The organism is Alterinioella sp., from assembly GCF_058343375.1.
Map to the genome: position 1 here is coordinate 42209 of NZ_JBTUJH010000037.1, position 18250 is coordinate 60458.

General features: G+C 64.4%; 14 protein-coding genes. 6 read left to right on the forward strand and 8 right to left on the reverse strand.

Annotated elements, in window-relative coordinates; translation table 11 throughout:
• Positions 1–24: 24 nt before the first annotated feature.
• The 4 genes from ACW8PS_RS06260 to ACW8PS_RS06275 all read left to right on the forward strand — a co-directional run bounded on the left by ACW8PS_RS06260 (position 25) and on the right by ACW8PS_RS06275 (position 4676).
• Complete coding sequence (locus ACW8PS_RS06260) at positions 25–1200, forward strand: MFS transporter (RefSeq protein WP_491526459.1); 1176 nt, start codon at positions 25–27, stop codon at positions 1198–1200.
• 111 nt (positions 1201–1311) lie between these two features.
• Positions 1312–2802, forward strand: a complete 1491-nt coding sequence (locus tag ACW8PS_RS06265; protein ID WP_491526460.1) for a SulP family inorganic anion transporter — start codon at positions 1312–1314, stop codon at positions 2800–2802.
• Positions 2803–2813: 11 nt separating this feature from the next.
• Positions 2814–3665, forward strand: coding sequence for a universal stress protein (locus ACW8PS_RS06270; protein WP_491526461.1), 852 nt, complete (start codon positions 2814–2816; stop codon positions 3663–3665).
• Positions 3666–3713: 48 nt separating this feature from the next.
• Complete coding sequence (locus ACW8PS_RS06275) at positions 3714–4676, forward strand: ornithine cyclodeaminase family protein (protein WP_491526462.1); 963 nt, start codon at positions 3714–3716, stop codon at positions 4674–4676.
• A gap of 30 nt (positions 4677–4706) precedes the next feature.
• On the opposite strand, the gene ACW8PS_RS06280 is transcribed toward ACW8PS_RS06275, so the two are convergent.
• The 4 genes from ACW8PS_RS06280 to dapE form a co-directional block, all read right to left on the reverse strand.
• On the reverse strand, positions 4707–6386 hold the full coding sequence (locus ACW8PS_RS06280; protein WP_491526463.1) for a DUF6504 family protein: 1680 nt from the start codon (positions 6384–6386) through the stop codon (positions 4707–4709).
• Between the two features lie 562 nt (positions 6387–6948).
• Positions 6949–8295: a lytic murein transglycosylase gene (locus ACW8PS_RS06285; protein WP_491526464.1), complete on the reverse strand. Its 1347-nt coding sequence runs from the start codon at positions 8293–8295 to the stop codon at positions 6949–6951.
• A 138-nt stretch (positions 8296–8433) separates the two neighbouring features.
• On the reverse strand, positions 8434–10689 hold the full coding sequence (gene rnr, locus ACW8PS_RS06290) for a ribonuclease R (protein ID WP_491526465.1): 2256 nt from the start codon (positions 10687–10689) through the stop codon (positions 8434–8436).
• A gap of 70 nt (positions 10690–10759) precedes the next feature.
• Complete coding sequence (gene dapE / locus ACW8PS_RS06295; RefSeq protein WP_491526466.1) at positions 10760–11899, reverse strand: succinyl-diaminopimelate desuccinylase; 1140 nt, start codon at positions 11897–11899, stop codon at positions 10760–10762.
• Positions 11900–12146: 247 nt separating this feature from the next.
• Here dapE and ACW8PS_RS06300 point away from each other — a divergent pair, with 247 nt between their 5' ends.
• Positions 12147–13715 (forward strand): choice-of-anchor L domain-containing protein, encoded by a 1569-nt coding sequence (locus tag ACW8PS_RS06300; protein WP_491526467.1) that lies wholly within the window; start codon positions 12147–12149, stop codon positions 13713–13715.
• Between the two features lie 85 nt (positions 13716–13800).
• Entirely contained in the window at positions 13801–14820 is a 1020-nt protein-coding gene (locus ACW8PS_RS06305; protein ID WP_491526468.1) for a Hint domain-containing protein, read from the forward strand.
• A gap of 126 nt (positions 14821–14946) precedes the next feature.
• Here ACW8PS_RS06305 and ACW8PS_RS06310 read toward each other — a convergent pair whose 3' ends face one another.
• From ACW8PS_RS06310 to ACW8PS_RS06325, 4 genes are read right to left on the reverse strand one after another with little or no spacing between them, the layout of a single operon-like run.
• Positions 14947–15282, reverse strand: coding sequence for a DUF8846 family protein (locus ACW8PS_RS06310; RefSeq protein WP_491526469.1), 336 nt, complete (start codon positions 15280–15282; stop codon positions 14947–14949).
• A gap of 10 nt (positions 15283–15292) precedes the next feature.
• Entirely contained in the window at positions 15293–16435 is a 1143-nt protein-coding gene (locus ACW8PS_RS06315) for a peptidoglycan-binding domain-containing protein (protein ID WP_491526470.1), read from the reverse strand.
• Positions 16432–17259, reverse strand: a complete 828-nt coding sequence (gene dapD / locus ACW8PS_RS06320; RefSeq protein ID WP_491526471.1) for a 2,3,4,5-tetrahydropyridine-2,6-dicarboxylate N-succinyltransferase — start codon at positions 17257–17259, stop codon at positions 16432–16434. The genes ACW8PS_RS06315 and dapD overlap by 4 nt, the downstream gene beginning before the upstream one ends.
• A gap of 54 nt (positions 17260–17313) precedes the next feature.
• Positions 17314–18234 carry a threonine/serine dehydratase gene (locus ACW8PS_RS06325; RefSeq protein ID WP_491526472.1) on the reverse strand — a complete coding sequence of 307 codons (921 nt, stop codon included), beginning with the start codon at positions 18232–18234 and terminating at the stop codon, positions 17314–17316.
• Positions 18235–18250 lie beyond the last annotated feature (16 nt).

Below are 18250 nucleotides of genomic sequence, written 5' to 3' on the forward strand. Positions count from 1 at the left end.
GTTTTTCACTGCCAAAGGCCCGTCATGCCCATCGGATTGATCGCCCTTGTTCTGGGCTATGTGCTCAGCCAGTTCTATCGCGCCTTTCTGGCGGTTCTGTCACCGGTTCTCGATACCCAGATCGGGGCCGGGCCGGATGATCTGGCGATGGCGTCGGGCCTGTGGTTCGTGACCTTCGCGGCGATGCAGATCCCGGTGGGCTGGGCGCTGGACCATATCGGGCCGCGCCGCACGGCTGCGGTTCTGCTGGGGCTTGGCGGGGCCGGAGGGGCCGCATTGATGGCGGTGGCGCAGGGGCCGGGCATGGTTTCGGTGGCGATGGTGCTGATCGGCATTGGCTGTTCGCCCGTTCTGATGGCCAGCTACTACATTCTGGCGCGTGATTTTCCGCCCGCCGCCTTTGCCACATTCGCGGGCATGATCATCGGCGTCGGGTCGCTTGGCAATATCGGCGCGGCGCTGCCACTGGCCTGGGCGGTCGAGGCGATGGGCTGGCGCGCCACGATGTGGGCCATGGCCGGCCTCACGCTGGCGGTGGCGGCGCTGCTGATGGCGCTGGTCCGCGATCCCGCCCGGCTGGAGGGCGGCATCACCGGCTCGCTGATGGATCTGCTGCGCATTCCCGCCCTGTGGCTGATCTTTCCGGTGATGCTGGTCAATTACGCCCCCGCCGCGGGCATTCGCGGCCTCTGGATCGGTCCCTATCTGCAGGATGTCTTTGGCGCGGATGTCACCCGTATTGGCACCGCAACGCTTGTCATGGGGCTGGCCATGGTGGCGGGCAACCTGATCTACGGGCCGCTGGACCGGGTTTTCGGCACCCGTAAATGGGTCGTCGTGGTGGGAAATTCCCTGGGTATGCTGTGCCTTGGGGCGCTGTGGCTCGCGCCTGCGGGCAGCGAATGGACTGCCTTCGCACTGTTGGCGGCGATCGGGTTTTTCGGGGCCAGCTTTGCGGTGATCATGGCCCATTCCCGCAGCTTCATCCCAGCCCATCTGGTCGGTCGGGGCATCAGCCTGATGAACCTGTTTGGCATCGGCGGTGTCGGCATCATGCAGTTTGCCAGCGGCCCCATTTTTCTGGCGCTGTCTGACGATGGTGACCCGGCCCGGGCCTATGGCCAACTGTTCGGCCTGTTTGGCATTGCCATGGCCATCGGGCTGGTGATCTACCTGTTCAGCCGCGACAGCACGAACTGAGCCATTCCTGCCACGAGTGCCCGAATTGCGTTCCGGGGGGTGGCAAACACCCGCAACCCGGCCTATGCCGCGCCCAAACGCGAAAATATCCCTGACGGAGACCTCCCCCTCATGTCCCCGGACTTTCTGAACCGGATGCGTGTCGAATGGTTCGGCACAATCCGCGCCGACCTTCTGGCCGGTCTTGTCGTGGCGCTGGCGCTGATCCCCGAGGCCATCGCCTTTTCGATCATCGCCGGTGTCGATCCCAAGATCGGCCTCTATGCCTCCTTTTCCATCGCCGTGATCACCGCCATTGTCGGCGGCCGCCCCGGCATGATTTCCGCCGCCACCGCCGCCACCGCCGTGCTGATGGTCACGCTGGTGCGCGATTACGGGCTGCAATATCTGCTGGCGACCACGGTTCTGGCGGGCCTGTTGCAGATCGCAGCGGGCGTTCTGAAACTGGGCAGCGTGATGCGCTTTGTGTCGCGCTCGGTGATGACCGGCTTTGTCAACGCGCTGGCGATCCTGATCTTCATGGCGCAATTGCCCGAACTGATCGGGGTGCCGTGGCTGACCTATGTGATGGTCGCGGGCGGGCTGGCGATCATCTATCTGTTTCCCTATGTCACCACCGCCATCCCTTCGCCGCTGGTCACCATCGTGGTGCTGACCGCCATTGCGCTGATCTTTGGCATGGATCTGCGCACGGTGGGCGATATGGGGGATCTGCCCGATACCCTGCCGGTGTTTCTGCTGCCCGATATTCCGCTGACCTGGGAAACCTTGCAGATCATCTTTCCCTATTCCGCCGCTGTTGCCGCCGTGGGCCTGCTGGAAAGCCTGATGACGGCGCAGATCGTCGATGACCTGACCGATACCAAATCGGACAAGAACCAGGAATGTATCGGCCAGGGCGTGGCCAATTTCACCACCGGGTTCTTCGGTGGCATGGCCGGGTGCGCGATGATCGGGCAATCCATGATCAACGTGAAATCGGGCGGGCGCGGGCGGCTATCGTGCTTTGCTGCCGGCGTCTTTCTGCTGATCCTGATCGTGGTGCTTGGCGATATCGTGTCGATCATTCCGATGGCGGCGCTGGTGGCGATCATGATCATGGTCTCGGTCGGCACCTTCTCGTGGTCGTCGATCGCCGGTTTGCGTGATCATCCACGATCTTCCTCCATCGTGATGCTGGCCACCGTGTTCGTCACCGTCTACAGCCACAATCTGGCGATGGGGGTTCTGACCGGTGTGCTGTTGTCGGGCATCTTCTTTGCCGGCAAGATCGCACAGCTTTTCAGCGTCACATCCGAGCTTTCGGATGACGGCACCACCCGCATCTACCACGTCCACGGGCAGCTTTTCTTTGCCTCCTCGGATGAATTTTCCAACGCCTTTGACTTTGGCGAAGTGCTCGACAAGGTCATTATCGACGTCACCCGCGCCCATATCTGGGATATATCTTCGGTGATCGCCCTGGACATGACCGTGCTCAAATTTCGCCGCGAGGGTGCCGATGTTGAAATCAGGGGGCTGAACGAGGCCTCGGAAACCATTGTCGACCGGCTGGCCGAACATGACAAACCGGGCGCGATGGACCGCCTGATGGGACATTGAGAGGACCGCTCATGAGCAAGATCATCGCCATGGTGGACGGCTCGGTTTATTCCGAAAGCGTCTGCGATCACGCCGCCTGGGTCGCCAAGGGCAAGGGCTGGCCGGTTGAGGTGCTGCATGTGCTTGGCCGCCGCGATGAAGCCGCCGATCCGCGCAACCTGAGCGGCAATATCGGGCTTGGCGCGCGCACCGCGCTGCTCAATGAACTGGCCGAGCTGGACGCGCAAAGGGCGAAACTGGCGCGCAAGCGTGGGCAGGCGATTGTCGAGGATGCCGCGGCCCGGATCGGTGCCGAAGGCGTCGAGGTCACCGCCCGCCTGCGCCTTGGTGATCTGGTCGAGACCCTGCGCGATGCCGAGGATGATGCCGATCTGGTCATCATCGGCAAACGCGGCGAAGGGGCCGATTTCGCGGCCCTGCATCTTGGCAGCAACATGGAACGCGTCGTGCGTGCCTCGACAAAACCCGTCCTGGTCGCCTCGCGCGCCTTTCAGCCGGTGAAGAAACTGCTGGTGGCCTTCGATGGCGGGGCCTCGGCGCTGAAGGCCGTCAATCACATTGCCCGCTCCGAGCTGTTTACCGATCTTGCCATTCACCTGCTGACCGTGGGCACCGCCACGACCGAGGCCAAACGCGCCATCGAAGGGGCGGCGGCCCTGCTGAAAGGCTCGGGCTATGCCGTGACTTCGGAAATTGCCGAGGGCCAGCCCGAGAACCTGATCGCAGTGCGCGCCGAGGCGCATGATTTCGACCTGCTGGTGATGGGGGCCTATGGCCATTCGCGCATTCGCAGCCTGCTGATCGGCTCGACCACCACCGCGATGATCCGGGCCTGCAAAGTTCCCGTCCTGCTCTTTCGCTGAGGCCTGATTGCGCCTAGCCTACGGGTTTGAAACCAAAGGAGGGGCGCGATGTCGGGTGACCAATTTCTGTTGCTGTCCGATGCCGATCTGGCGGGTCTTGGCCTGTCGGGTGTGCAAATTGTGGATGCCATCGAGGCGGCCATTCTGAAAGAAGCGGCGGGCAAGATCTGGACCACGCCGAAATCTGCCGTCCTGCCCGGCGATGGCCGCTACATGATGACAACGCTGGCCGCCGCCGATGACCCGAACCTGACAGTGGTGAAATCGGTCATGGTCAGCCCGCGCAATCCGGCCCGGGGCCGCCCCGGCATTGATGGCGCGATCCTGATCCAGGACAGCGAAACCGGGCAATTGCGGGCGGTGGCAGAGGCCGGTTGGATCACCGGTCTGCGCACCGCCGGCCTGTCTGCCGTTGCCGCCCGGCGTCTGGCCAACCCAGAGGCGCAATCAGTGGGTTTCATCGGTTGCGGCATGCAGGCGCGCAGCCATTTGGCCGTGTTCGCCGATCTCTTTCCCCTGACCTCGATCCGCGCCTTTGGCCGGGGTCAGGCCAATATCGACCGGCTCTGCGCCATGGCGCGCGACATGGGGCTGGAGGCCACCGCCAGCGCCACGGCCAAGGACGCGCTGGAGGGGGCCGATCTGATCGTGACCTCGGTCACCCTGTCCTATGATATCGAGCCCTTCCTCGATGCCCGTTGGCTGAAACCGGGGGCCTTTGCCACCGTCACCGATCTGGGCCTGCCGTGGAAACCTGAGGGGATGGGGGTGCTGGCCCCGCTATTCATCGACGATCAAGCGCAGGAGGATACCAGCCCGAAAAAGCTGGTCGATCCGGGCCTGGTGACCGGCGATCTGAAGGCGCTTTTGACCGACGGCCCCGGCGATTTCAGCCCGGATGCGCGGCGCGCCTTCGTATTTCGCGGCCTCGGCATCGGCGATTTCGCCATCGCGCGGCTGGCCTATTTGAAGGCCGTGGAAAACGGGGCCGGGCAGGCGGTGGGCTGGTAACGGGCGCTGTGGTTTTGGGGTGAAGGCAGCTCAGCCGAAATCGCCCTGACAGAACCACCCGCCCGAAATGGCCCCGCCATGCGCGTAAAACAGCCATAACCGTTCGCCGCTGGCCGTTTCCACCCGCCAGTAATCGCGCACCCCGCTGCGCCAGTTGGGATCATCCAGCCACCATTCCGGCGCAATCCGTTCCGGCCCCAACCCGCTGGCGGTGGTGAAATTCCGGCCCCGCCAGTGGAAGGTTTCGGGCAGATCGGGGCATTCTTTGGCGCGCACGGGTTCGGGGCGAAACAGCGTCAGGGGCCGGGGCCGGGGGGCTTTCGGCCAATCCCTTGCGGGCGTGGTCCAGGCGGCGGCCTGCGTGCTCGATGTCTTTTCGGGAATGTGGCTGTCGGTCGGATATTGCCGCGTGATCGCCTCCAGCCCGACCCGCGCGCCGATCCGGCCCATCAGATCCTCCAACCCGGTATCCTGCCCCTGCCGCCGCGCCGCAGTTGCCGCCGCGTCCATGCCGCCGGTCATCTGGCGGGCATGCACAGGCTCGGTCACATGCGCCTCAAGCCGCAGCATGTCGATGCCATACCCGGCCTCGACCTTATCAAGCTTCATCGCAAAAAGCGGCCGGATCCGGGCCGGATCGCTGCTTGGCCGCGCCAGCCCGATCTCGATCACCTGATGCTTGCCATCGACCAGCGCCAGTGCCAGCCGCAGCCGCCGCGCGCCGCGCCCTTTGCTCGCCAATTTCGCCGACAGCGCCGCCAGCAACCGGTCAAGCCCGGCCAGAATATCGCTTTCCAGCCCAATCGGCTCCGGCAAGCTTAGCCGCACCGCAAACCGGACCTCGGGGCGGGCCGGCGTGATCGGCTCCGGCTCCAGGCCAAGCGCCTGATCGAGCCGGCGCACCACCCCTCGCCCAAAGCGGCGCGCCAAGGTCGCGCGCGGGATGCCGAAAAGATCGCTGATCCGGCGCAGGCCCAACCGGTTCAGCCCCTGCACCGCGTCCGGCTCCAGCCGCAGCGCCGCCACCGGCAGATCGCCAATCGCCTGGCGCAGCTGCCCCGGTGCCGCGATCCGCCCGGCATCGCTTGCCGCTCTGCGCATCGGGGCCGCGCCGCCCCTGGTCCAGTGCCACCGCTTGCCCGCGCGGGACCGTGTCGCGCGCGCCTCCTGATCAATCGCATCGCCAGTTCGGCCCGCCACCACCCCCTGCCCCGCATAGCGCGCCAGCGCCCAGGCCGCGCCGCCGGTATCGGCCAGCCCCGCCCGCACCGTCAGCCGCAGCAAGGCGCAATCCGCCTCGACCTGCGCCAACAGCGCCGCCTCGCCGCCAAAAAGATGGGCGCAGCCGGTGAGGTCCAGCATCAACCCGTCCGGATCCTGCTCGCTGACCCAAGGGGAAAACTTGCCCGCCCATCGCCGCAGCACGCCCAGAAACGCCGCCTCGCGCAGCGGGTCCGCGGCCTGGGTGATCAAATCGGGGCAAAGCGCGCGCGCCTCCGCCAGCGACTGGCCCACCCGCAAACCGCGCGCCAGCGCCGCGCCGGAAACCGCGCTCAGCAGCCGCATATTGCCGCTTTCGCGCAGCACCGCCAGCGGCGCATCGCTGAGCCCCCGGTTTACCCGCTGCACCCGTTCAGCCGCCAGCCGCGGAAACCACAGCGACAAAATCCGGCGCGGACCGTCAGAGTCAAAGGCGGGCGGGTCAAACATGTGACAACATAGATGTTCCTGATATGTTCTGACTCCTACCCCGCGCCGGGGGTGAGAGTCGAGTCCCCCCACAACGCAAAACCGCCCTCAGCCCCGGGGCCTGTAACGCGATGCGCGGTCATGGCAGCTGGACGGCAGGGGTCGCGACCCAAGGCCAGATCACCACCGGAGACATGGGTTACCGTTCTGCCCCGACAGCCCCGGCTTCTTTGCGCCACAAATATCCAAATTCCAGGAACCGCCGGCAATACCCGACACCGCCACATGGGCGGCCCCCCGCAAAAAGCATATCCCGGATCGACGCGCGGAACGCGCGGCGACCCGCCTGCAACACCCGCACGCCCTCCAATATCAACTCAGCCCGACTGCTTCTTCTTTGCAAAAATACTCCCGCCACCGCCACGCCGGCAGAACCACCTCAAACCAGGCAGAGCGACATCCCCCGCCGCGCCCGATATCCGAAAACGAATGGCCGACAATCTCGCCAGCCCATGACAACGCATCACGAGAAGAACTTCGGAAGATCACCCAAGCCGGGTGCCCCCAGAGGGGGCACAATCGCTCAGCCGCGCCGCAACCGGCGCAGCAGATCGACCGAGGCATAGCCATCCGGCACCAGCCCTTCGGCGGCCTGATACTGGCGCACCGCCTGGATGGTCAGCGGCCCGACAATCCCGTCAATGCGCTGCGTCGAAAACCCCGCCGCCGTCAGCAGCCGCTGCAATTCGAACCGCTCGTCCCTGCTCAGGGCCCGGTCACCGCGTGGCCAGCCGCCGTCAAATGCACCGCCCCCGGCGATGCGGTCGGCCAGATGCCCGACGCCAATGACATAGGCATCGGCCGGATTATAGGCCTCGATCACGTGGAAATTTTCATAGATCACCAGCGCCACGCCATCATGGCCGCCCGGCAAAAGGATCGAGCTTGGCCCATGTTCCGGCACCGGTCCGCCCGCGGCCAGCCGCACGCCGGCACCATTCCAAAAGGCCGCGTCTTCATGCACCAGCTCGCCGCTCAGAGTATAATCGAACCCCTCCGGCAGCACCACTTCCAGCCCCCAGGGCTGACCATGGACCCAACCGTTCGCCGACAGATATTGCGCGGTCGAGGCCAGCGCGTCGGCCGGGTTGTCGCCCCAGATATCGCGCCGGCCGTCGCCGTTTCGATCCACCGCATGCTCCAGAAAACTGGTCGGCATGAACTGGGTGTGGCCCATCGCGCCGGCCCAACTGCCGCGCATGTTATCGGGGCTGATATCGCCCGCCTCGATGATCTGCAGCGCCGCCATCAATTCGGTCTCGAAAAATTCCTGCCGCCGCCCCTCATAGGCCAGCGTCGCCATCGCCTCGATGATCGCCACATCGCCACGAAAACTGCCATAGGCGCTTTCCAGCCCCCAGATCGCCGCCACAATCTCGGCCTCGACGCCATAGTCGCGCTCAATGGCCATCAAGGTCTGGTGCCACTCTGCCAAGGCCGCGCGCCCGTTGGACACACGCGCCGCCGACGTGGCGCTATCGAGATACTCCCACAGGGTGCGGGAAAATTCGGATTGGTTGCGGTCCCGCTCGATCACCTGCCGGTTCAACTGCACCCCGTCAAAGGCGCGGGTCAGGGTGGCCTGCGAAATCCCTTCGCCCCGGGCGCGATCCGAAAACCCGGTGAGCCAGGCGCGAAACCCTGCCTCCGAGAGCGAGGCTGCAACCGGCACCTCGACCCGGGCCGCCACGCGCATCACGGGCACGACATCGCCGCGCATCACCGGGCGCAACGCGGCCAGCGATACCGCCGCCGGCATCTGCCCCAACAAAGGCCGCATGACCGGGCGCAGGGAACTGTCGAGAGGTGACGCAGAAACTGCCCCGGCCCAAACCAGCACGGCACCAATAAGTGTGAGAAGAATTTTCATAACCGCCCTGCCCTGCATTTTGCCAGCAATCAGATCATACCCGGTTGCGGCATCCGCAAAAGGCCCGCTCAGTGGCATCGGCAATCTGTCGCCGGGATCATCGCAAAGAGATGTTACCCAAACCTGAACGCCGGGCGCTCAGCGCCGTTTGCGTTGCAGTTTCTTCTTGGTCTTGGCCGCCTTGGCGCGCGCCTGCCCGGCTTTGCGCCGCGGCGGCGCGCCGCGGCGTGGGCGGTGGCCCTGGACCACGCTCTTGCCCTCGATCTCGATCAGTTCCAGCGTCAGCCCGCCGGTCACCGGCACCGCCTCGGCCAGTTTCACCACCACCCGCGCGCCAAGGCCGATGCGCAGCCCGGTATCGGCCCCGGTCAGGGTCTGCGCCTCGGCATCATGGTGGAAATATTCCCGCCCCAAAGCGCGCATCGGCAACAGCCCGTCGGCCCCGGTTTCCTCCAGTTTCACGAATACGCCAAACCGTGCAATGCCACTGACCCGACCGGCAAAACTGGCCCCGACCCGGTCCGACAGGAAGGCCGCAAGATAGCGGTCGGTGGTATCCCGCTCGGCCATCATCGACCGGCGTTCGGTATCTGAAATATGTTTGGCGGTGTCCTCCAGCCCCTCGATCGCCTCAGGGCTCAGCCCGTCCCGGCCCCAGCCATGCGCCGAGACCAGTGCCCGGTGCACGATCAGGTCGGAATAGCGCCGAATGGGCGAGGTGAAATGCGCGTAAGCCTTCAGCGCCAGCCCGAAATGGCCGAAATTCTGCGGGCTGTAATAGGCTTGGGTCATCGAGCGGAGCGTCGCCAGATTGATCAGCTCGGCAAATTCGCTGCCCTTTGCCGCGTTCAGCAAGCGGTTGAGATGCGCGGTTTGCAGCACCTGCCCCTTGGCAAGCGTGAAGCCGCTGGCCTGGGCCGTCTCGCGCAGCGCCGCCAGCTTGTCGGGGTTGGGTTCCTCATGCACGCGAAACAACAGCGGCTGGCGTTTGGCAATCAGCTCCTCTGCCGCGGCGACATTGGCCAGCACCATGAATTCCTCGATCAGCTTATGGGCATCCAGCCGATCGCGAAAGCTGACGGAGGTGACCGTGCCATCATCCGACAACTCGATCCGGCGCTCGGGCAGATCCAGATCCAGCGGCTGACGCTTGGCGCGGGCAGCTTTCAGCGCCTCATAGGCGGCAAAAAGAGGCCCGATCACGGGTTCGACCAGCGGCGCGGTTTTCGCGTTCGGCTGGCCATCGCGCGCGGCCTGCACCTCCTGGTAATTCAGCGACGCCGTGGACCGCATCAGCCCGCGCACAAAGCGATGCCCGATTTTCTGTCCAAACTCATCGACCACCATGCGCACCGCGATACAGGCCCGCGGCACGCCTTCATGCAAGGAACACAGATCGCCCGACAGACGGTCCGGCAGCATCGGCACGACCCGGTCGGGAAAGTAGCTGGAATTGCCGCGCTTGCGCGCCTCCCGGTCCAGCGCCGAGCCGGGGCGGACGTAATGCGCCACATCGGCGATGGCCACCCAGATGACATGCCCGCCGGGGTTTTTCGGATCGTCATCGGCATGGGCATAACAGGCATCATCATGGTCGCGCGCATCCGATGGGTCGATGGTGATCAGAGGCATGTCGCGCAGGTCTTCGCGGGTCTGCAACCCGGCCGGTTCGGCGCGGTCGGCCTCGGCAATCACGGCATCGGGGAAATCATCGGGAATGCCATGTTCATGGATCGCAATCAGCGACACGGCGCGCGGCGCTGACGGATCGCCAAGGCGCGCAATCACCCGCGCGCGTGGCAGGCCCATCCGGCCCTTGGGCCCGGTCTGCTCGGCCTCAACCAACTCGCCGTCCTTGGCCCCGTCCGTGGCCCCGGTCTCGACCTGCCATTCCTTGTCGGACCCTTTGTCGATGGGCAGAATGCGGCCGCCCTCGGCGGTTTTGCGGAACACGCCCAAAATCTTGTGCGGGTTGGTGCCGATGCGCCGGATCAGCCGGGCAACATAGGCATGATCTTCGCCCGATACCTCCTGCAGGCGCGCCAATATCCGGTCGCCTTCGCCCAGGGCCGGATCGGTCGGCTTGGCCGAAAACAGGATCCGCGGGGCCGGGCCGTCGCCATGCCATTCCAGCGGGCGGCAAAAGATATCGCCCAGATCATCGGGGGCCAGCACCTGCAACACCGAGACCGGCGGCAGCTTGTCGGGGTCGCGATAGGTCTTGGCGCGCTTTTCCAGATGGCCTTCATCGGCCAGTTCGCGCAACAGCCTTTTCAGGTCAATCCGCGCCGCCCCCTTGATGCCAAAGGCGCGCGCAATATCGCGTTTGGTGGATTTGGTGGGGTTCTCGGCTATCCAGTCGAGAATCTCGGATTTTGAGGGGATACGTGCCATGGCCCTTGGCTAGCATGGGGCGCGCATCCCGTCATGCGGATAATCCGGCCGCATTCCCTGACCCAACCGGTCAGGCGAAATAGTCGTGCAGCATTCGGGTATAGATGCGTTTGAGATCGTGAATATCGGCGATCCACACCCGTTCATCGACCTGATGCATGCGGTGCCCGACCAGCCCGAACTCCACCACCGGGCAATGCGCCTTGACAAAGCGCGCATCCGAGGTGCCGCCGGTTGTGGACAATGTGGGGTTCTGGTTGGTTTCGCGGTGGATGGCGCGCGCCACCAAATCCGACAGATCCCCCGGCGGGGTGATAAACGCCTCGCCCGAGATCTTCACCTCCATCGCGATCTGCACGCCGGTCTCTGCCGCCACCTTGTCGGCCTCGGCCCGCAGCCATTGCGTCAGGCCGGCCCCGGAATGCCTGTCATTGAACCGCAGGTTCACCACCATCCGTGTTTCGGCAGGGATCACATTGGTGGCGGGGTTGCCGGTATCAATCGTGGTCACCGAACAGGTCGAGGCATCGAAATGCTCGGTGCCCTGATCCAGCACATGCGCCGACAGCCGCTGCGCCAGCGTCGCCACGGCGGGCATCGGGTTCAGCGCCTTGTGCAGATAGGCCGAATGGCCCTGCTTGCCCGTCACCGTGAACCAGGCCGACATCGAGCCGCGCCGCCCGATCTTGATCATGTCGCCGATAGTCTCGGTGCTGGTCGGCTCTCCTACAATGCAGATATCCATGGCCTCGCCATTGGCCGCCATCCAATCCAGCAGCGCGGCGGTGCCGTCGATGGATGCGCCTTCCTCATCGCCGGTGATGGTCAATATCACCGCCCCGTCGGGGGGCGTATCGGCCACGAAATCCATCGCCGCCGCGACAAAGGCCGCGACGCCCGATTTCATGTCGGTGGCCCCGCGCCCATAGAGCCAGCCGCCATCCTCCTCGGCCCCGAAAGGCGGGTGCGTCCAGGCGGCGGCATCGCCCACCGGCACCACATCGGTGTGGCCGTTGAAACCAAAGCTGCGCGCATGGCCCTTGTCGCCCCACCGGGCGAAAAGGTTCGACACCGCACCACGATCAACCCGCGTGCAGGCAAACCCCGCCGCGCTCAGCAACGCCTCCAGCAGCACCAGCGCGCCGCCTTCCTCTGGCGTGACCGAAGGGCAACGGACAAGATCGGTGGTCAGGCTTTGCGGATCAGTCATCAGGCAGGCTCCGGGGGTGCGTTCTATCGGCTCTGCAATTGCTAGACCTGCGGCCCGAGGGACACAAGACCACGCCCGCGCGCCATAACCCCCTTAACCTGCGGCATAATCTGGGCTAGTTTCGGGCAAAAGAAGAATACTGAGGCGGTCACGAAGGCAAAAAGACCTTCGATACACGGGCAATCCACCCTTGAAAACAACAGGATTGCCATGCGTTGCCGCCTGATATGGGCAGAGGACAGGCAGCATGGTTACAGCCAGCGAATTACCGATTCAAACCAATGCCAGCGCCATGGATATGGCCAACGAGATCTTTGGCGACGGCGTGACCGTGGTCGACGCGACCTATTCCGGCGATAACAGATCTTCGGGAATCTGGAGCGATGGCGATAGCGTCTCGGGTGCCGTCACGCCCGGCGATACCGGCGTTATCCTGTCCACCGGGCGGGTGTCGAATTTCACCAATTCCTCAGGCGATCCCAACATCCGGTCCAACACATCCTCGAATACGAGCGGCGTCAATAACGACCCCGATTTCAACGCGGCGGCGGGGCAGCAGACATATGACGCCGCGATATTGGAAGCGGATTTCATCCCGACCACCGATTACATTTCGATCCAGTTTACCTTCGCATCCGAGGAATACCCCGAATATGTCGGATCGGTCTTCAATGACGCGGTCGGCATCTGGATCAATGGCGAACTGGTGGCATCGCCCATTTTCGAGATTGCGCAGATCAACAACGTCAATGAAGGCGCAAACGAGACGCTCTATCAGGACAACACCAATGACAGCGCCAATACAGAAATGGATGGCTATACTGTTACGCTGACAGTCAAGATTGCGGTCAATAACGGAGAGGTGAACACCATCAAGCTGGGCATCGCCGATGTTGCCGACAGCAGCTATGACAGCGCGCTTCTGATTGGCGGCGATTCGGTTCAGGGCGAGGTCCTGGCCTGGGACGATTCCAAGACCGTGCTCGAGGGCCAGACCACCACCGTCGATGTGCTGGCCAATGATGATTACATCAATACGATGGTCATCACCCAGATCAACGGCCAGGATGTCGTGCAGGGCGACACCATCACGCTTGGCAACGGGTTCGAGGTGACGCTGCTGGCCAATGGTGTTCTCGAAGTGGTCCCGCCGGTGGGCTATGGCGGGCTGACCGGGCCGGATGCGTTCAACTTTACCTACACCGCCGCCGATGGTGCGATCACCGATTCCGCCTTTGTCACCATCACCTCGATCCCCTGTTTCGCGGCCGGCACCCATATCAGGACGACGCGCGGCGAGGTCAGGGTCGAAGACCTGGAGCCAGGCGATCTGATTGAGACCCGTGACCACGGCCCGCAGCCCTTGCGCTGGATCGGGCGGCGCAGGATGGCGGCGACGGGCAGGTTTGCCCCCGTCGTGATCGAACGCGGCACGCTTGGGCTGCATGAAACGCTTGTCCTGTCACCGCAGCATCGGGTGCTGATCCGCCATCACATGGCGCAACTTCTGTTTGGCGAAGACGAAGTGCTGGTGGCGGTCAAGGATCTGGTCAATGAATGCTCGATCCATATCCGCGAGGGCGGCGAGGTCGAATATTTCCACCTGCTCTTTGACAGCCATCAGATGATCTGGTCCGAAGGCCTGCTGACCGAAAGTTTTCAGCCCGGACCCCAGACATTGCCCGGTTTCGACGATGCCGTGCAGGCGGAACTGTTTGCCCTGTTCCCACAGCTCGACCCCGCGACCGGCCAAGGCTACAGCGCCGCCGCGCGCCCGTCGCTGCGCAGTTTTGAGGCCCGTGCGCTTCTTGGCTGAACACATTTTCTCCTCATTGTGGTAAAACTCGGCACATATTCCACGCCTAGACTCCGATCATATCTGAATTGGAGCATGGTCTAATATGGCATGGCTTGCGATCTGGGACAGCTCCCGGCTCATTCATCCGACAAGGCCGATCCGCACCCCGGATCTGTCACAAGGCATGCTGACCTTCGAGGTCCGGCTGCGCGCAGCCCGCTTGGTGCCCACGATCATCTGGCAGGGCCGCACCGGAACCGCCGAGGATTTTCGCGTCATCCACTACCCCAATGGGGTGGTTTCCGTCGAACATGGGTTTTTCCGCTATGAAACGCCGATACGCTTCCTGTCTGCGGGCGATAGGTTCAGCCTGCATTACTCCTGGGACGTTCTGGGCCGCACCGACAGGCTGATCCTTGAAAACTGCGAAACCGGCGACCGGCTGGTGGCCCCCGTGGGTCCGCAGAAAGCCCCTGCCCTCAGCGCGCTTTTGCCGGCACCGATGGATGCCGCGGTGGCCATTGATCACGCCGGAATTGCCAATCATTTCGTGCCGCCCGTGCCGCTGCCCGGCCTGGCCACAGGCGCATCGGTCGACACGCCCGATGGCCCGCGCATGGTCGAAACCCTGGGCCCCGGCATGCTGGTCAATACGGCCAGCCAGGGGCCGCAACCAATTCGCTGGATCGGCCGCACCGAACCGCTGGCGCGTGGCCGCACCGCACCGATTGAAATGCGCGCGCCCTATTTCGGCCTGACCAGCGACACCAGCGTCGCCCGCAACCAGCGCATTCTGCTCAGCGGGCCGGATATCGAATATCTGTTCGGCAAGGATCATGTGTTTGCCCGTGCCGGCGATCTGGTCAATGGCCGCTCGGCGCGGCTGTGCATGACCTATCCGACCCGGGTCTATCACCATATCCTGCTGGATGATCACGACTGCCTGATTGCGGGCCGCTGTCGGCTGGAATCGGTGCTGTTGGGCGATATTCTGACGGCGCAGGGCAGATCACCGGCCTGCCTGGGCGAGGATGACCGACAGGCCGCCTGGCCGACCCTGGACCGCGCCGCCGCGCAATCCTACCTGGCGCTGCTGGGGGCCAATGGGCGCATCGCGGCCTGAGGAGGGCCGCCGATCCGGCCTTATAGCACGTCTCGAAAAAACCTGAATCCCTTGACGCTGCCTGAAATCAAAGATTTCAACGCGGTCCAAGCGATGCACCCTGTCTCAGCTATTCCAAGACGTGCTCTAGCCGCCATCATCCCCGAAAAACGGCGTCATCTGGGCCACGATCACCGAATTTTCATCCGCCGCGCGGGCCATCAGCGTCAGTTCATCCTCACCGATCTCATGGCCCTCTGCCTGGCGTTCCTCCAATGTGCCATAGCCCTGCACATCCAGCGGGGCCATATTGGCCTGTTTCAGAATGGCCACGCTTTCGCGCACCGCCTCGGCCTCGTCCACGCCCGACGCATAGAGCATCAGCGCCGCACCGGTGGCCCCTTTCGGCAGCCCGTCGCCCGCCTTGCGACCGACCTGAACCACCAGCGTATAGACCAGTTGGGGTTTCTTTTCCTTCGCCATGGCCTTGCGCCTACAAGCCGCGTGCCGGGCGCGTCAAGCCGGGCATTGGCGCGGTTTTCACCTCGGGCCGGCCGCTGCCCGGGTCCAGCTCCAGAAACGCCCGATAGGCCTCGGTGGGGGTCTGGCCAAACTGATCGGCAAAGGCGCTTTGCCAGTCCGATCCCAGCCCGATCGCCTCATAGAACCGGAAGATGCGCGCCAATTCATCGGGGTCCGGGCTCAGCAATCGGGCCACCGCCAATGTGCCTCCGGAATAAAGCTGGCCGGTCTCGCGATCAGTATCGGGGCGCAGTTCGTGACGGGCCAGATCCGGCCAGCCGATGGCGCTCAGCTCGTCCTCCAGCATCCGCAGAAACCCGGCCGCATAGGCGTCAGGCGTTGCCAGCGCCTCGGCGATCATCGTGGCCGACCCCTCGGTCAGCCAGAGCGGCCCGCGATGATCGACGAAATCCTGAAAACTGCCGGTGCGCGGCGGCCGCCCGGTCAATTGGCGCTGCGCGCTATGGACGATCTCATGCGCCACCACGTTGTTCAGCGCGGCCAGAATCACGCCACGGCCAAGCTCTTGTCCCGGCACCAGGCAGATCCCGATCAGCGTGCCATAGGTGACCCCCGAAACCCCGGTCTCATCATTGCAGTGATAGACCGCGCGTTGCTCGATATTGAGCAAATTACTGTCCGAGTTATCGGCCATCATACGGGCAAATTCCGCCTCGCCTTCGGCCACCACGAACCGCACCGGCATGGCCAGCCGGATATCGTAATCAGCGGCAAAGCGGCGCAAGGTTTCGCGCGCCATGGCGATGATCTCGGTTTGCACATTGTCGCGAATATCGGGTGCGGCGGTCAACAGGACGGGATCGCGCGCCGAGGGCCAGAAGACCTGCAATTCCGGTTCGGCCTCCCCGATCAGGCGGCACAGGACCGATCCGTTATCTTCGGTCAGGGCAGGCAGGTCCAGCTTGCCGCGCGCCTCGGAAAACGCGATCACCGCGATCCGCGTGGCCCGACCCGGATAGCCATCGACCGGGCCCGGATCAAACCCCGCCGCGGCCAGTTGTTCCTGCACGCAGGTGACCGCGGTGTGCTCTGCCAGGACAGGCCCCGCCGCCAGCACGAGCGCCGCCAGATATGCGCCAAACCGCCACATCATTCGCGCAACAATTCATTGATCGAGGTCTTGGCCCGGGTTCGCGCATCGACCCGTTTGACGATCACCACGCAATACAGGCTGACGCCGTTTTTTGACGGCATTGACCCGGACACCACCACCGACCCGGCCGGCACCTCGCCATAGCTGACAGTGCCGGTTTCGCGGTCCACGATCTTGGTGGATTGGCCGATATAGACGCCCATGCCCAAGACAGATCCTTCGCGTATGATGCAGCCCTCAACAACCTCGGAGCGCGCGCCGATGAAACAATCATCCTCGATGATGGTGGGGCCGGCCTGCATCGGCTCCAGCACGCCGCCAATGCCGACGCCGCCCGAAAGATGCACATTCTTGCCGATCTGGGCGCAGGACCCGACGCTGGCCCAGGTATCGACCATGGTGCCGCTATCGACATAGGCCCCGAGATTGACGAACGACGGCATCAGCACCACGCCGGGCGCGATATAGGCGGATTTGCGGGCAATGGCACCGGGCACGGCGCGAAAGCCCGCCGCAGCCCATTCGGCAGCGCCCCAACCGTGAAACTTGCTGTCGACCTTGTCGAACCAGCTGCCCCCCTGCGGCGCGCCGGTCTGCAGTTCCATATCCTTCAGGCGAAACCCGAGCAGAACCGCCTTCTTGGCCCATTGGTTGACATGCCAATTGCCGTCGGCCTGTTTTTCAGCCACCCGCAACCCGCCGCCATCCAGCGCGTTCAGCGTCGCCTCGATCGCCTCGCGGGCCTCGCCTTTGGTGGCGGGCGTGATCTGGTCGCGGGTTTCCCAGGCGGCCTCGATGGCGGCTTCAAGCTGTGCGTTGGACATGTCGGTCTCCGAAATCCTTGGGTCAAACGGCTATAGCCTGACAGGGTGAATGGCTCAATCGGCAAAAGCAAGACTGGCCGGGTTCGCCCCGCAAAGCAGCACCGCCACACGCTCCCCCGGTTCCGGCACGTAGGCCCCTGATATCAACGCCGCCAAAGCCGCCGCCCCCGCCGGCTCAACAATCTGACGCAGCTCGCGCCACAGCATCAGTTGCGCCGCCTCGATCGCCGCATCCTCCACCAGAACAGAAACCGGCGCATGGGCCTGCGCCAGATCAAGGCAGATCTCGCCGATCCGCCGCGCGCCAAGCGCATTGGCGGCCACGCCCGAGACCTCTACATCGACCAGCCTGCCCGCCGCCAGGGCCGCATGCAGCGCCTGACATCCCATTGGCTCCACCGCGACCACCCTGCGCCGCCCGGCCAGCCAGGCCAGCGCCCCGGCCACCAGCCCGCCCCCACCGACCGCAATGATCACGGTATCGGCATCCAGCCCCTGGGCCTCCCATTCCGCCATCACCGTGCCTTGCCCGGCAACCGTTGCGGGCGCGTCATAGGCGTGGATCTGCATCGCCCCGGTCTCGGCCTCATAGGCGCGCGCGGCCTCCAGCGCATTGGCATAGGCCCCCGGCATCACCACCAGATCGGCCCCGGCCCGTTCAATCAGCGCAATCTTGGCCGGCCCGGCCATCTCCGGCACATAGATCCGCGCCCGATGCCCCAGACGCGCCGCCGCATGGGCCACGGCCGCGCCATGATTGCCGCCCGAGGCCGCGACCACCCCGGCACCGGGCACATCCGCCGAGAGCAGCGTGTTGAACGCGCCGCGCGGCTTGAAGCTGCCGGTATGCTGGAGATGCTCGAGCTTCAGCGCAATATCATACCCGCCCAGTTGCGCCCCCATCACCGGCGTCTGTCGCAGATGCGGGTTGATCCGCGCCCATGCCGCTTCAATCTCTGCTGTCCAATCCTGCATTGCCGGTTCCCTCTGC